The organism is Rhodococcus sp. FG69 (genome assembly GCF_057808915.1).
This window is the reverse complement of sequence record NZ_JBMDIX010000067.1, coordinates 1-14,962: the sequence shown is the minus strand read 5'-3', so window position 1 is coordinate 14,962 and position 14,962 is coordinate 1. Positions and strand designations below refer to the sequence as shown.

Genomic DNA, 14,962 nt, shown 5'->3' with positions numbered 1-14,962 from the left:
CTGCTGGAACTGTAACCCACCCCACCGACAAAGTCACCAATCCTGCACAGACGCACCCCTATTCGCGGAAATCGGTTCACATCCGCACCTCTTCTGCGGCTGAAGCCAGGGATTGACCTCGAGCAAACTCGAGGTTGCATGCTGTGCGCATGACCGAATCGACACCCGAAGTGACCGTGAAATTGTCGCCACGCGACGACGCCGAAATCCGTGCCATCATCAGCGACGTCGAGAGGGGCTTCAACGGCAACGACGTCGAGCTTTCAGTTGCCCACTTCGCGGAGGACGCGATCGTCGTCACGGCCATCGGAGTCGTACTCGAAGGCGCAGCTGCGATACGAGAGGCCACAATGCTGAGCCTCGATGGTGCGCTTGCCGACGCGACGGCCTACTACGAACCGTTCGCTCTCGCCTATGTCGGTTCCGATGTCGCCGTAGCCCAGAAGCGTGCATGGTCCTCGAAGAAGTTGGCCGAGTCCGGCGAGGCGGCCGAGATGACAGCTCTGTACGTACTCGTACGCCACGGGGACCGATGGTGGATAGCTCGGCGCGAGAACACCCTCGTGGCCCGCTTCTGAGCATCGAGGATTCCGCCTGCGAGTATCGGGTACACGCGTGATCGGCGACCTGTAATCCACAGCAGGGCGGTGTCGGGCACCGATAAGTAGTAACCCACCAGAACGGAGCACCACTGTGCCGATCGCAGCATCAGATTTCCACCACGTCCGTCTCACGGTCAGCAACATCGAAACCTCACGCAAGTTCTATGACGACGTCTTCGGGTTCGAGGTGGCCTTCGAGTGGGATCCGAACGCCGACGAAGAAACCAAGAAATCTCTGTGGTTCCTTTTCGGCGGAGTGATCTACAAGTTCGCCGGTGGATTGTTCGGACTCAGGCCGGTAGCAGCCGACGGCGATACCTTCGACGAGGACCGAGCCGGCCTCGACCACCTCAGCTTCGGTGTCGACACGAACCAGGACCTGCACGATGCAGTAGCGACGCTTGATCGGCTCGGTATTGCACACGAGCCGATCAAGGTAGGTGGCCCAGGTCTGGCAATCTTGGAGTTCCGCGATCCCGACAACATCGCGCTCGAGGTGTCCGGACCGAGTGAGTGACTATTGAGCCGCACTCACCGAGGACATATGGAAGTCAGGAATACGTAAGGGTGGCATTGCAGTCCGAGTGAACCAGTCTTTCCACTCCCGGGGCAAGGTGGGCTGCGTTGCCCCGGCCTCGGTGACACGGCGCAGCAGGTCGAGCGGACTTTCGTTGAATCGAAAGTTGTTGACGGCGCCGATGACCCTACCGTCCTGGATGGAGTACACGCCATCCCGCGTGAGGCCGGTCAGCAACAGCGTTGTGGGATCGACTTCGCGTATGTACCAGAGCGTGGTCAAGAGCAGTCCACGTTCGGTTCGGGCGATCATGTCGTCGATACCGGCGTCGGCACCCGTCAGGATGAGGTTGTCTCCGGGCACCGTCACGTGTGCGTTGAACCGCTCTGCCGCGAATCGCGGGTAGGCCAGCGCGTTGATGACGCCGCCCTTGATCCAATCCACTCGCGACGTCGGCATCCCGTTGTCGAACAGGGACACCGAATCGTTCGAGGATCCGGTCGCGATAAAGGGCGAGTACTCGAGGCCGGCCGCTCGCGGGTCCGAGTAAAGCGTCAGGGGGAGACGTCCTAGCTTCTCTCCGATCCTCGTTCCGCCTGCTCTGGACAGTGCGGTGTGCCCCTCTTCCGCGCCGCGCCCCTCCATGGTCCACATCAGGTAGATCATGAGGTCCGCGACCGCGGAGGGGGGCAGAATTGTCTCATACCGTCCCGCTGGAAGTTCGATGCTCGTCGAAGCCCAGTCGAGGCGCGCGGACAGTTCGACGAGCAACTTCTCGATGGCAATGTCGCCGAAGAGCGGAGTGCCGGCGCCGACCCAAGCGCTGGCATCGCCTCGCTTGCCGTTGATCTCGACCGAACCCGTGGGTTGTGTGTAGCGCTTTCTGAGGCCGGTCGACGAGCCCAACCACACAGTTTCGATCTGATGATGGGCAAATCCGTAGAGAGTGTCGGCGCCGTCGAATCCGGACGCGAGACCTCCGGTCAGCGAAGCGAAAACGTCGATGCTGGTTCGTTCGGAAGGCGCATCCCACGAGGCCGGAACACCGTCACCCGTGATCAATGGCATCGCATCTTCGGCGAGACCGGCCGCACCAGCCGCCGTTTCGGCGGCCTTCACCACCGCGTCGATGTCCTCAGGATCGACCGACGTCGAGGAAACCGTGCCAACACGAGCACCGGAGCTGTCCCGCACGATCGACACCACTGTCCACCGTCGCAGTGTGGAGATGCCGTTGGTCGTCATCGAATTCCCGGCCCACCGCAGCGAGGCCTCACTCGAATCGGTAACGATGACGATCGTCTCTTCGACGGTGGCAGCGGCGAGTGCACGTCCTACCAGTTCGTGGCCGGGAATCATGCGCCCGCCTCCGTTCGGGTGTTCAACACGTTGACTCCGCGGAACAACGCTGCGGGGCATCCGTGGCTCACCGCAGCCACCTGACCCGGCTGCGCCTTTCCACAGTTGAATGCACCGCCCAACCGCCTCGTCGATCGACCTCCGACGACCTCCATCGAACCCCAGAAATCCGTCGTTGTGGCCTGGTACGCGACGTCACGAAGCTGCCCGTCAAGTCGTCCATTGCGGATTCGGAAGAACCGTTGCCCGGTGAATTGAAAGTTGTACCGCTGCATGTCGATCGACCAGGACTTGTCTCCCACGACGTAGATCCCGTCCTCGACTCGAGAGACCAGATCGTCGATGGTGCGATCGACGACAGGATCCGGTTGCAGAGACACGTTCGCCATTCGTTGTATTGGAACGTGGTGCGGTGAGTCAGCGTAGGAACAGCCGTTCGAACGTTCGAGGCCCAGGCGCGGCGCGAAGACGCGGTCCAACTGGTACCCGACGAGTATGCCGCCGCGGACCAGGTCCCACTGCTGTGCGGCGACGCCATCGTCGTCGAATCCGGTGCTTGCAAGTCCGTGTTCTTCGGTCCGATCTGCCGTCACGTGCATGGAGGGACTGCCGTACTTCAACTTTCCCAGTTTGTCCGGTGTTGCGAAGGACGTTCCTGCGTACGCCGCCTCGTAGCCGATTGCCCGGTCGTACTCCGTTGCGTGTCCGACGGATTCGTGAATGGTCAGCCAGAGGTTGGTGGGGTCGATCACGAGATCCTTGGGCCCGGGTTCGACCGACGGAGACTTGACCTTTTCCGACAGCCAATACGGGATTCGTTCGAGTTCGTCGGCCCAGTCCCACGTGCTTTCCTGGCCCAGGTACTCCCAACCCCGGCTCACCGGCGGCGCAAGCGTGCGCATGGTCTCGAACGCGCCTGCCTCCTGGTCGACTGTCGTTGCCTCCAGCTGTGGGTGTAGGCGCACGCGCTGCTGTGTAATCGTGCTGCCCGCCAGATCCGCATAGAAGCTTTGCTCTTTCACTTGGAGGACGGACGCGGTGACGTGGTCGATCCCCTCAGCGGATCGCAGCGAGTCCGAGTACGCGGCGAGGAGGTCGACCTTCTCGTTCGTCGGTACGTCGAACGGATCGATGTCGTACCGAGAGACCCATGTGGCATCGGAATAGATGGGCTCCGCGGCGAGCTCGACAGACTCCCGGTTGAGTGCGCGCAACGCGGTCGCCACTCCCACTGCTGACCGCGCAGCGTCGACCGCAGCAGCGACCGACAATTCGGATTGTGATGCGAAGCCCCATGTTCCGTCTACGACGACGCGCACCGCCAGACCTATTTCAGAACTGTCGACGGCGGCCTGGACCACGCTGTCTCGGAGGTTGAGTGACTGTGTGACGAGGCGGTGAACACGAAAGTCCGCGTGTGTCGCGCCTGCCCGCTGCGCGGCGTCGAGCGCGGCGCTTGCGAGCTCTCGTAGCGGAAGCGCAATGAAGTCCGGGTCGACGTGCCGTTTCGACAACTGAGTCACAGGGACCGAGATTAGCCGAATTGTTGCCATCCCAGGCGTACAACCATGCCGATGACCACCACGAGCAACACAATTCTGACGAAGCCGGACCCTCTGGACAGGGCGGTACGCGATCCGATCAGCGCACCGACCACGTTGCACGCGGCCATGGCGGCTCCCAACTGCCACATCACATGGCCGGTGACCGCAAAGAACGCGAGGGCCCCCAGATTCGAACCGAGGTTCAGGACTTTCGCCATCGCGGCGCTGCGCACGAACTCGGTGCCCAACAGAGTCGCGAACGCGATGATGAAGAAGGTTCCCGTACCTGGACCGAGAATGCCGTCGTAGAAGCCGAATCCACCAGCGGCCAAGAACACCACGAGCACGAACTTCCGGCGAGTGGGAGGGTGATCCCCGGCGACGGTTCCGATCGTCGGTCGCGCAGTGACCAAGACCGCGACGCCCACCAGGACAACCATGATGATGGGGATGAACAAGTCCCGGTCGATCAATGACACTGCAGCCGCGCCGCACGCCGACGTAGCAGCAGCGGCAATGCCTGCCGGGGCCATGACATGCCAGTCGAGCTTGATCTTGCGCGTAAACGTCACGACCGCGGTGAAGGTCCCGAAAACGGCAGTCATCTTGTTGGTAGCCAGTGCCGCCTGAGCGGTGAGTCCAGGCGCGACGACGAGGAGCGCAGGGAGCAGGATGAGACCGCCACCGCCGACAACTGCATCGACCCATCCTGCCGCGAGTGCAGCGACCATCAACAATCCCCAGTCGGCTGCCGTCATGCGGCAAACTCAATCACATGCGCAGGTTCAGCTTATGGCTCAGGGGCAAGCCCTTCGTTGCGGATTCGCTCCTGGCGGGCATTCTCTTCGTATTCGACGCGATTGCCTTCTTCGGCAACTCCGAGATGCGCAGTTGGCCGCTCTACATTCTTGTCGCAGTTGCAGTGTCAGTTCCGGTCGCCTGGAGGCGTCGGCACCCGCGCATCGTGGCCGGATCGGTGTTGACCGCATCGCTCTTCAGCAGCCTCGCCGGCATGGGGGTCGGAGAGTCCACGAACCTTCATCCGTCGCTACTCGCGCTACCGATCATGCTCTACACCCTCGTCGTGTACGTCGGGCGTCGCGACGCAGCGATCTACCTGGTCGCGCTGACGGGCGATGCGATCGTCGGATTGCTCGCTTTCGGTCAGGAACCTATTTCCACAGTGCTGTTCACAGTCCTGATGTATTCGCTTGCATGGGTCGCCGCCGAGTTTCTCGGCGCAAGAAGGGCATACGACGAAGCGGTCGAAGCGCGACTCGCGGTAGCGGAATACGATCGTGACCGCCGTGCGGAGGAAGCGGTCGCAATGGAGCGAACGCGCATCGCACGTGAACTTCACGACGTCATCGCGCATGGCGTCAGTGTCATGGTCGTGCAGGCGGACGGCGCGTCCTATGCAATTCGGAAGGATCCTGATCGGGCGGAGCAGGCTGTCGCGAACATTTCTGCGACCGGCAGGCAAGCTCTCGCTGAGCTCCGCCGAACCGTGGCACTTCTGCGCACCAACCCCTACGTCGACGACATGCCGCTCTACGGGACTGCAGGTCTGGCCAAGGTAGTGGACATGATGTCCAGGGCGGGGCTGAACGTGGAGATCGAGCAAACGGGAAACCTCGACGACATCAGCCCGGCAATCAGTCTGGGAATCCATCGACTGGTGCAGGAATCTCTGACGAATGTGCTGCGTCACGGTGGCCACGCACCCAAGGCGAGGGTGTCCGTAACCCGACGAGACGAGGACGTCCTCGTCGAAATCGTCAACAACGGGGTCGGAGTGTCCACGAGCACGGTCCAGGGAACTGGCAACGGGCTGCTGGGCATGCGGGAGAGAGTCGCAGTGCTGCAGGGCACGCTCGAGGCAGGGCCCGCCGAGGACGGTCACTGGCGCGTACGAGCGGAGTTACCCCTCGAATAGCGTTAGGTTGTCTCGGTGCCGATCTCTGTGCTCATAGTCGACGACCAACAGCTGATGCGGATGGGACTTGCGATGGTCCTCGATGCCCAGGACGACATCGACGTCGTAGGTGAGGCAGCCGACGGCGAATCGGCGGTCAAGGCGGTATTCGAACTCACCCCGGACGTTGTCCTCATGGACGTTCGCATGCCCGGAGTCGACGGAGTGACTGCGACGTCGCAGATCACCTCTTCCAGCGCATCCTCTCGAGTGCTTGTCATGACGACATTCGACCTGGACGAACACGTGCTGGGAGCATTGCGAGCTGGTGCAAGCGGATTCCTGCTCAAGGACACCCCGCCCGAGGATCTGATCTCAGCCATTCGAAGCGTTGCTGCGGGCGATGCGGTCGTGTCGCCGAAGGTCACCAAACGACTGCTCACGAGATTCATCGCGGAGGAGTCGGCCCCGATCCAGGATCCCGGTGTGCTCGACACGCTCACAGACCGCGAACGGGAGGTGCTCGGGCTGCTCGCCACTGGTTTGTCCAACGCGGAGATCGCGAGGGGACTGGTGTTGTCCGAGGCAACTGTCAAGACGCACGTCGGTCGAATGCTGACGAAGTTGGGCCTTCGAGATCGAGTGCAAGCGGTGGTTCTGGCTTACGAGACCGGCCTGGTCCGGCCACGGTCCTGATTGTTACCCGATTGCCATGAAGTTCGGGGAGTAATTCGACGGTGTCGTCCGTTGTCAGTGCAGGCAACGAAAGGAACGACAATGTTTGCGCTCTTCATCCTCTACGTGATCATCGAGGTCGCGGCCCTCGTGGCCGTCGGCAGTGCGATCGGCGTCCTGTGGACCGTTCTTCTGCTTCTGGCAGGTTCCGCGCTTGGCCTGATCCTGGTGCGTTCACAGGGTAAGCGGGTGATGGAGGGTCTCCGAGCCGCCTCCCGTGGGGAGCGTTCTCCAGGCGTTGCCGTGGCGGACGGTGTGCTCTTCGCCATAGGTTCGGTTGCCCTGTTCGTTCCTGGATTGGTCACCTCGGTCTTCGGTATTTTGCTGCTGATGCCGGTCACCCGATGGGCATTGCGGCCGTTGGTGCTGCTCGCCGCGGCGCGATGGATGCCGACGGTGGCCGCCACGACAAGCAGAATGCGTCCGATTGTCATCGATGGTGAAGTGGCGACCGAGTCCGCCGGTGCGCCGAGCTCAGCTCGAATCATCGAACTCGACGGACGGGATTTCCAGAAGCCCACCCGCTGAGGGCAGACTTGGCTGTCGTGCGCACCCAACTTCTTCTCGGCGGACGGATCTACAGCTCATCCGCTCCGGACGCCACGGCAATGGCAGTCACCAACGGAGTTGTGACATGGACAGGCGAGGACCGAACGGGTCGAGCTCTGCATCCCGGAGCTGAAGAGTTCGATCTGGCGGGAGCCTTCGTCGCCCCCGCCTTCGTCGATACCCACGTTCACACGACTGCCCTCGGGCTCGCTTTGATCGGCCTGGATCTGCGCGACTGTTCCTCGCGACAAGAATGCCTGGGACGCCTCCGGGCGCACGTCGAACACTCCGAGGACGCCGTGGTCTGGGGTCATGGGTGGGATGAATCCGGCTGGGCCGATGGCGGCGCGCTGTCGACTGCCGACCTCGATGAGGTGGCGCCGGGCAGAATGGTCTACCTCTCCAGAATCGACGCCCACTCAGCAGCATGTTCGACGCCGTTGCGTCACGCGAGCGCGTTGACCGAGTCATCGATCGGATTTCATCCACAGCTCCCGCTGACCACCGACGCGCACCACGCCGTGCGATCGACAGCTCGTTCGCTACTGAGTGCAGCCGAGCGTTCACGGGCTCGCGATGCAGCCCTCGACCACGCTGCATCGCGAGGCATCTGTGCCGTTCACGAATGCGGTGGTCCCGAAATCGCCGGGCGTACCGACTTCGCCGAACTGATGCGGAGCGACCACGGCGTCGAGGTCCGTGGCTACTGGGGTGAGGCCGTCGCAAGCGCGTCGGATGCGCACGCGCTGCTGGCCGACACCGGGGCTCATGCCCTCGGCGGCGACCTGTTCGTCGACGGTTCCCTCGGATCGCACACTGCCTGGCTCACCGAACCGTATGCCGACCACGTCGGCACGGGAGTGGCCTTTCTCAGCGTGAACGAAATTTATTCTCACCTCGCTGCATGTACCGAAGCCGGGATTCAGTCGGGCTTCCACGCAATCGGTGACGGCGCGGTCGGCGCGGTAGTCGACGGTTTGCGGCGTGCTGCGTCCGTTCTCGGCGGACCCTCGGTGGCGTCGCTCGGGCACCGAATCGAACACATGGAAATGGTGCTGCCGCTTCAGGCCGAGGCACTCGCGTCCTGGGGCGTCATCGGCAGTATGCAGCCGGTGTTCGACGACATGTGGGGTGGCGAGAGCTCGCTGTACGCCACGAGGTTGGGAGCTGCCCGCGCGCGCTCACTGAATCCGTTCGCGCTACTCGCATCGGCCGGGGTGTCGCTCGCATTCGGATCCGACGCCCCGGTTACCTCGATCGATCCGTGGGCGATGCTGAGCGCGGCGGTCAATCATCGGACTCCGGGAAGCGCAATTTCTCCGCGGGCAGCTTTCTCCGCGGCAACACGTGGTGCTTGGCGCGCGGGCGGAGTACGAGACGGGATGGCCGGCACCTTGGCACCCGGAGCCCCCGCAAGCTACGCGATCTGGGATGTCGACGAGCTGGTGGTGCGTGCGCCGGCCGACACGGTTGCGCGTTGGTCGACCGACCCGCGCGCCGGGGTACCCCCGCTGCCGGCACTGGACACCGATTCCAGCAGTCCGCGCTGCCTGCGTGTCGTGCACCGTGGTCGGGTCATCCATGAAGGGTGAGCCTCGGGAGGTCGCCCGCATTGTGCTGACCGGCGTCGCTGCAGTGGCTTCCGGACTTCTGGTGTTCGCGAGTTTTCCGCCTCGGCATCTGTGGTTTCTGGCTCCGGTCGGGATCGCGTTGCTCGTGGCCGTGTTGCTCGGATTCGGTCGGGAAGAACCGTCGACGAAGAAGAGCGGGTTCGGGTACGGCTTCCTTGCCGGGCTGGGTTTCTTCGTTCCGTTGCTCCCATGGATCGGTGTGTACGTCGGACCACTTCCGTGGCTTGCGCTCGCCGCCGCCGAATCGATGTTCATCGCGATCTTCGGGGTCCTCGCGGTCGTGTTGGGCCGATCTCGATGGTGGCCGCTGTCGATTGCGTTGGCATGGGGTCTCCTCGAATGGGCGCGATCTTCCTTTCCCTTCGGTGGATTTCCCTGGGGGAGACTGGCATTCGGCCAGCCTGACGGTTGGCTACTTCCGCTGGCGAGCATCGGCGGCGCACCGCTGCTGAGTTTCGGTGTCGCGTTGACCGGATGCGGGATCGCCGCAGTCGTGCACTGCGGACTCGTGCGCCCTGCACCGGCGATGTGGGTGTCGGCGATGGCTACCACCGTCACCGCGTCGGTCGTCGCCGTAGCCTTGCTTCCGACATTGACGTCCGACGATCCGGAATCGGGAGACCGCACGATCACGGTCGCGGCCGTGCAAGGAAGTGTCCCGCGGCTCGGCCTCGACTTCAACGCGCAGCGCAGGGCCGTGCTGGACAACCACGTCCGGGAAACGCTGCGACTCGCGGACGATGTAGCGGCAGGCAACCAACCCGCGCCTGATCTGGTGGTATGGCCCGAGAACGCCTCCGACATCGACCCGCTGCGCAACTCCGACGCCGCCGCCCTCATCACCGAGGCTTCGGAAGCGGTCGGCGCGCCCATCCTCGTCGGTTCGGTTCTCGTGAACGACGACAGAACGACGACGAACTCGGTCATCGTGTGGGACGGCGCGGCCGGACCAGGCGAGCGGCACGACAAGAAGATCATTCAGCCGTTCGGCGAGTACCTGCCCTACAGGAGTTTCTTTCGGCTGTTCTCCGAGTATGCGGACCGCGCAGGGTATTTCGTGCCGGGAACCGGCAACGGCGTGGTGCACTCCGCAGGAATCGCAGTGGGAATTGCCACGTGCTACGAAGTCGCGTTCGATCGCGCCCTCACCGAATCGGTACGTTCCGGGGCTGAATTCATCGCGATACCGACGAACAATGCGACGTTCGGAGACACCGAGATGACCTACCAGCAGCTCGCAATGTCGCGAGTACGCGCGGTGGAGCACGGGAGGTCGGTCGTGGTTGCGGCGACCAGCGGTATCAGTGCCACTGTCTCGCCGAGAGGGACGGTTATGCAGGAAACGGATCTCTTCGTTCCGGAAGTCCTGGTCCAGCAGATACCGTTGCGGTCCGACACCACCGTTGCGACCGACCTCGGCCGGATACCGGAAGTGCTGCTGTGTATTGCGGCAGCACTGTTCGTGTCGGTCAGAATCTTCAGCAGGCAGCGAAACAAACTATAGGATCGTAAATTGCCGAGAAAGCGTCTCTGGTTCTTTTTCGGTTCGACCCAGGTGATCTGCAGAATGTTTCGAGTCATTCATGGTGGTGAATTCGGGCCTGGTTGTGACGAGACGGCGCAATCTGTAACGGAAGCCGAAGTAAGGTCGATTCTTCTTTAGTGATCCGCGACAAATCGGGCGGGTTCCTATTGTATGTTTATAGATCGCGAAGTGTGGGTGCGCAATTGGTCACTGAATTGTGCATTTGCTGGCGTATTTGCACGGGAGGGGGTCGTCAATGAGCAGTGTTCTGGCCGAATCGGCCATACCGAAACCTTCTGTCAGTTGGTTATCGGCGCTCGAAAGCGGTAACTGGTCGGCTGTGGATATTGCGGTGGTGCCAATCCTTCGAGTGGCGTGCAACGAACCAATCTGAGAGACAGGGTACGGCCTCGAGCCGTACCGGTCGCTCGTGCGGGGCCACAAGAGCCGCACGAGAAAGAGAACACAGTTGCCATCGATGCACGCTCGGGAACGGATTGAACATTGACCGACTCTGCCGTTAGTACTACTCCCGGAAAGATGCCGCAGCCGGCTTCGGCGCCATCGCTTCCGGTGCCATCGTCTTCGGCATCTTCGGCTACGGTCTTGCCTTTTTCGGCACCATTGTTTTCGGCATCGTCGTCTTCGACGCAGAAAGGCTTGTAGATGCGGGCCGCGGTTTCAGGCGAGTCTCAAGGTTCACTTCCGCCGAGTGGCGGCGCAGCGGAGGCATTTCCTCTGTCGTCGGCGCAACGAGGGATGTGGTTCGCGCAGCAGCTTGCACCCGAGGTGCCCGTTTGTATCGCACAGTACGTGGACCTGCGTGGAGATCTCGATCTGGAACTCTTGCGCAAATCCACACGCCAGGCAGGTCATGAGTTTCAATCGGCATTCCTCAGACTGACCGAGGTCGATGGTGAACCCGTGCAGGTCGTCGATCACGACATCGATGACAGTGTCGACTATCTGGATTTACGTGCAGAACCCGAGCCGATGGCCGCGGCTCGTGCGTGGATCGACACCAACTACACAACGCCGGTAGATCTGACCCGGGACCGTCTGGTCGACGTGTGGATCCTGCACGTCGAGGACCATCGGTACCTCTGGTACAGCAAGATTCACCACGTTGCTCTCGATGGCTACGGCGCCATGACCATGGTGAACCGGACGGCAGAGCTCTATACCGCGGAGGTCGAGGGGCTTCAAGCGCAGCCCGCGAAGGCAGCTGACCTCAGAAAGCTCTACGACCTGGACCAGGAGTACCGGTCGTCCAGCCGCTTCGAAGCCGATCGTGACTATTGGGCAGAGCATGTCGGCGGCGCTCAGAGCGGTGCCACGCTGGCGTCGACGCCAGGACCGACCGTGGCTGCGAGCAAGCTCGAAAGCGCCGCCCTCCGAACCGAAGTAGTGGAAGCGCTGGAGGACTCCGACGCCACCAAGGGCGCGACGGCGGCAGCCGTCGTCATCGCCGCGTTTGCGTGCTACCTGTCGAGGATGACGGGCCAAGACGAGGTTCTGGTCAACATCCCGGTGTCCGCAAGAACCACCGCACTTCTGCGTCGATCCGGCGGAATGCTGGTCAACGTCGCCCCACTGTCTATTCGTGTCGATCCGCAGGGCAGCGTCGGGGATCTCGTCCAACAGGTTCAACTCGAACTGATGGGTGCGCTTCGTCATCAGCGATTCAGCATCGAGGACATTCGTCGCGATCTCGCGAGCCGTGGTCGAGACAGCGCGCTCGTGGCCCCCATGGTCAACGTCATGTTGTTCCATCAGGAGATCAATCTGGGTTCGATCGTCGGCGAGTTCAACATCGTCACCTCGGGTCCAGTGGAAGATCTGCTGGTCAACATCTACCAAAGTGGTTCACCTGCAAAAACATTCGTCGACTTTCGCGGCAATCCCAACCGGTATGCCGACGAGGACCTCGCCGCACACCATCGCAACTTCATCGAGGTCATCGACGCGTTCGTCGCTGCGAGCCCGCACAGCGCTGTCGACGATGTCCACCGCGCCAGCGCAGCGACGGGCGCAGCGCGCAGGGCTGAGCGCGCCGAGTTGGCCTACTGGGCTACGGTTCTCGCCGATGCACCCGACCCAGTAGGGTTTCCAGGAACTGCGAGTGCCGATTCTGGCGCAGCACCGGTCGAACGTGCGCTCGCGACTTCTGTCGACGCCGCTGTCCATCGCGGCCTGCTCGCCGCGGCGCACCAGCAGAACTCGAGTGTGCTGGTTTCGGTTCACTCCGCGCTCGCCGTTCTTCTGGCCCGGTTGTCCGACGAACCGGATGTGTCGATCGGAGCGCGAACCAGGTTCTCCGACGGCAACGTCGTGGTCCTGCGCGCAGCGGTCGAATCGTCGGAGTCGTTCGTCGACCTTGGTGCGCGTCTGCGGGACATCGACTCTGCGGCACTCGCACACGCAGGTTCGTCGCTCGAGTCGGTGTCGCGGACCGTGAACACCGCTGGCGCCACTCGCTCCGGTCTGATCCGCGTCCTTCTGTCCTTCGGCGTCGAGCGCTCGCCTCACGATCTCGACAGTGTCGACGTAGTGGTGTCGGTAGAAGAGGCATTCGACGCGCTCGGTGTGCCCGCAGGGCTTGCCGTCGACTTCGTCTACGACGCGTCGGCCGCGAGCGAAGACACGATCCGCGGCCACAGCGACAGGTTTGCGAAGCTTCTTGGTTCGATGGCAGCGAACCCCACCGCCATTGTCGGGGATGTGGACATTCTCACCGAGTCCGAGCATGAGTTGTTGGTGCCGGTAAGTGGCGGTGTGTCGGTGGGTGGTCGGGTGTTGTCGGAGGTGTTTTCTTCGGCGGTGGGTGTTGCTGGTGTCGATGCTGTGGCGTTGGTTGCCTCTGGTGTGTCGGTGTCGTATGGGGAGTTGGATGCGCGGTCGTCGGTGTTGGCGGGGTTGTTGGTTTCTCGTGGGGTAGGTGTGGGGTCGTTCGTTGCGTTGGGGTTGCGGCGGTCGGTGGAGTCTGTGGTGGCGGTGTGGGCGGTGGCGAAGGCGGGTGCTGCGTTCGTGCCGGTGGATCCGTCGTATCCGGTGGATCGGGTGGCGCATATGTTGTCGGATTCGGGTGCTGTGGTGGGTGTGACGGTGTCGGAGTATGTGGGTGTGTTGGGTGAGGCGGGTCCTGGGGTGGGGTGGTTGGTGCTCGATGAGGTTGGCGTTGAGCTCGATGTGAGTGCTGGTGTGGGTGTTTCGTTGCCGGTGCCGTCGCTCGATGATGCGGCGTATTTGATCTATACGTCGGGGTCGACGGGTGTGCCGAAGGGTGTCGTCGTCACCCACCGAGGCATCGCAGACATGGCAGAGCTCGAGCGCAACCGTTTCGGCGTCGGTGTCGGATCGCGAACTCTGTCGTTCGCGTCGACGAGTTTCGATGCGTCGGTGTTGGAGTTGGTGTTGGCGTTCTGTGGTGGGGCGACGATGGTGATTGCGCCGACGGATGTGTACGGCGGGGTGGAGTTGGCGCGGTTATTGGGTGAGGAGCGTGTGTCGCATGCGTTCGTGACGCCTGCTGCGTTGGCGTCGGTGGATCCTGCTGGTTTGGATGCGTTGCAGGTGGTGGTGACCGGTGGTGATGCTGCTGGTCCGGAGTTGGTGGAGCGGTGGGCGAGCGGTCGGTCGATGTTCAATGCCTACGGTCCCACCGAAGCAACCGTCTTCTCCTCTGTCAGTTCGGAACTTGCACCGGGCGAACCGGTGAACATCGGATCGCCTATCACCGGATCCGAACAGGTCGTACTCGACTCACGGCTGCGGCCGGTTCCGGTGGGTGTTGTGGGTGAGTTGTATCTTGCGGGTGTCGGTTTGGCTCGTGGGTATCACGATCGGGTGGGGTTGACGGCGGAGCGGTTTGTTGCGGCGCCGTTCGGTTCGGGTGTGCGGATGTATCGCACGGGTGATGTGGTGCGGTGGAATGGTGTTGGTGCGCTCGAGTATGTGGGGCGTAGTGATTTCCAGGTGAAGGTGCGTGGGTTCCGGATCGAGCTCGGTGAGATCGATTCGGTGATTGCGGCGCGTGCGGAGATCGATTTCGTGAGCACTGTCGGTGTCGATGGTCCTGGTGGGACTACGGTTCTGGTGGCGTATGTGCTGCCGGTGGCGGGTGCTGATGTTGTGGTGGAGTCGGTGCGTGAGCATGTGGCGTCGGTGTTGCCGGGGCATATGGTTCCGTCTGCGTTCGTTGTGTTGGAGTCGATTCCGTTGACGCCGGCCGGCAAGTTGGATCGCCGTGCCCTACCCGCACCAGAGTTCGGTCCTGCGTCCGAATTCCGCGCACCTCGCACCGATCGCGAGCACAAGATTGCGGACATATTCGCCGAGCTGCTGGGTGGCGAATCCATCGGCATCGGCGACAGCTTTTTCGACCTCGGTGGCAACTCGCTGGTTGCCACCCGGGTGATCGCCCGGGTGAACGCCCAGCTCGGTTCAGAGCTGAGGGTGCTCGATCTGTTCGAGGCGCCAACCGTCGAGGCACTGTCCGAACGGGCCGAGCACACGGCCGGTTCGTCGAGTCGGCCGGCGTTGGTGTCGGTGGTGCGTCCTGAGGTTGTGCCGTTGTCGCAGGCGC

At 62.6% G+C, this 14,962-nt stretch carries 11 protein-coding genes; 8 read left to right on the top strand and 3 right to left on the bottom strand.

Annotated features, from left to right (window positions below; genetic code table 11):
• Positions 1-149 precede the first annotated feature (149 nt).
• Both ACODSO_RS28275 and ACODSO_RS28270 read left to right on the top strand, forming a co-directional pair.
• Positions 150-578, top strand: coding sequence for a YybH family protein (locus ACODSO_RS28275; protein WP_489039944.1), 429 nt, complete (start codon positions 150-152; stop codon positions 576-578).
• A 115-nt stretch (positions 579-693) separates the two neighbouring features.
• The gene (locus ACODSO_RS28270) at positions 694-1,119 is read left to right on the top strand and encodes a VOC family protein (RefSeq protein WP_068378944.1); all 426 of its coding nucleotides are present in this window, start codon (positions 694-696) and stop codon (positions 1,117-1,119) included.
• On the opposite strand, the gene ACODSO_RS28265 is transcribed toward ACODSO_RS28270, so the two are convergent.
• Genes ACODSO_RS28265 through ACODSO_RS28255 form a run of 3 tightly spaced genes read right to left on the bottom strand, consistent with a single transcriptional unit; the run spans position 1,120 to position 4,780 of the window.
• Positions 1,120-2,478 (bottom strand): metallopeptidase TldD-related protein, encoded by a 1,359-nt coding sequence (locus ACODSO_RS28265; protein WP_489039943.1) that lies wholly within the window; start codon positions 2,476-2,478, stop codon positions 1,120-1,122. It lies immediately after the preceding gene.
• Entirely contained in the window at positions 2,475-4,001 is a 1,527-nt protein-coding gene (locus tag ACODSO_RS28260; protein WP_489039942.1) for a TldD/PmbA family protein, read from the bottom strand. The genes ACODSO_RS28265 and ACODSO_RS28260 overlap by 4 nt, the downstream gene beginning before the upstream one ends.
• 11 nt (positions 4,002-4,012) lie before the next feature.
• Positions 4,013-4,780: a TSUP family transporter gene (locus tag ACODSO_RS28255; protein WP_068378939.1), complete on the bottom strand. Its 768-nt coding sequence runs from the start codon at positions 4,778-4,780 to the stop codon at positions 4,013-4,015.
• Between the two features lie 17 nt (positions 4,781-4,797).
• Here ACODSO_RS28255 and ACODSO_RS28250 point away from each other — a divergent pair, with 17 nt between their 5' ends.
• From ACODSO_RS28250 to ACODSO_RS28225, 6 genes are all read left to right on the top strand, one after another.
• Positions 4,798-5,958 (top strand): sensor histidine kinase, encoded by a 1,161-nt coding sequence (locus ACODSO_RS28250; protein ID WP_489039940.1) that lies wholly within the window; start codon positions 4,798-4,800, stop codon positions 5,956-5,958.
• Positions 5,959-5,973: 15 nt separating this feature from the next.
• Positions 5,974-6,633 carry a response regulator gene (locus ACODSO_RS28245; protein WP_489039939.1) on the top strand — a complete coding sequence of 220 codons (660 nt, stop codon included), beginning with the start codon at positions 5,974-5,976 and terminating at the stop codon, positions 6,631-6,633.
• 81 nt (positions 6,634-6,714) lie between these two features.
• A complete protein-coding gene (locus ACODSO_RS28240) occupies positions 6,715-7,200 on the top strand; it encodes an FxsA family protein (protein WP_489039938.1) in 486 nt (161 codons plus the stop codon).
• A gap of 17 nt (positions 7,201-7,217) precedes the next feature.
• The gene (locus ACODSO_RS28235; protein ID WP_489039937.1) at positions 7,218-8,813 is read left to right on the top strand and encodes an amidohydrolase; all 1,596 of its coding nucleotides are present in this window, start codon (positions 7,218-7,220) and stop codon (positions 8,811-8,813) included.
• A complete protein-coding gene (lnt, locus tag ACODSO_RS28230) occupies positions 8,803-10,356 on the top strand; it encodes an apolipoprotein N-acyltransferase (RefSeq protein WP_489039936.1) in 1,554 nt (517 codons plus the stop codon). Before ACODSO_RS28235 ends, lnt begins: the two co-directional genes overlap by 11 nt.
• A 687-nt stretch (positions 10,357-11,043) precedes the next feature.
• A partial coding sequence (locus ACODSO_RS28225; RefSeq protein ID WP_489039935.1) for a non-ribosomal peptide synthetase occupies positions 11,044-14,962 on the top strand: 3,919 nt, incomplete at its 3' end.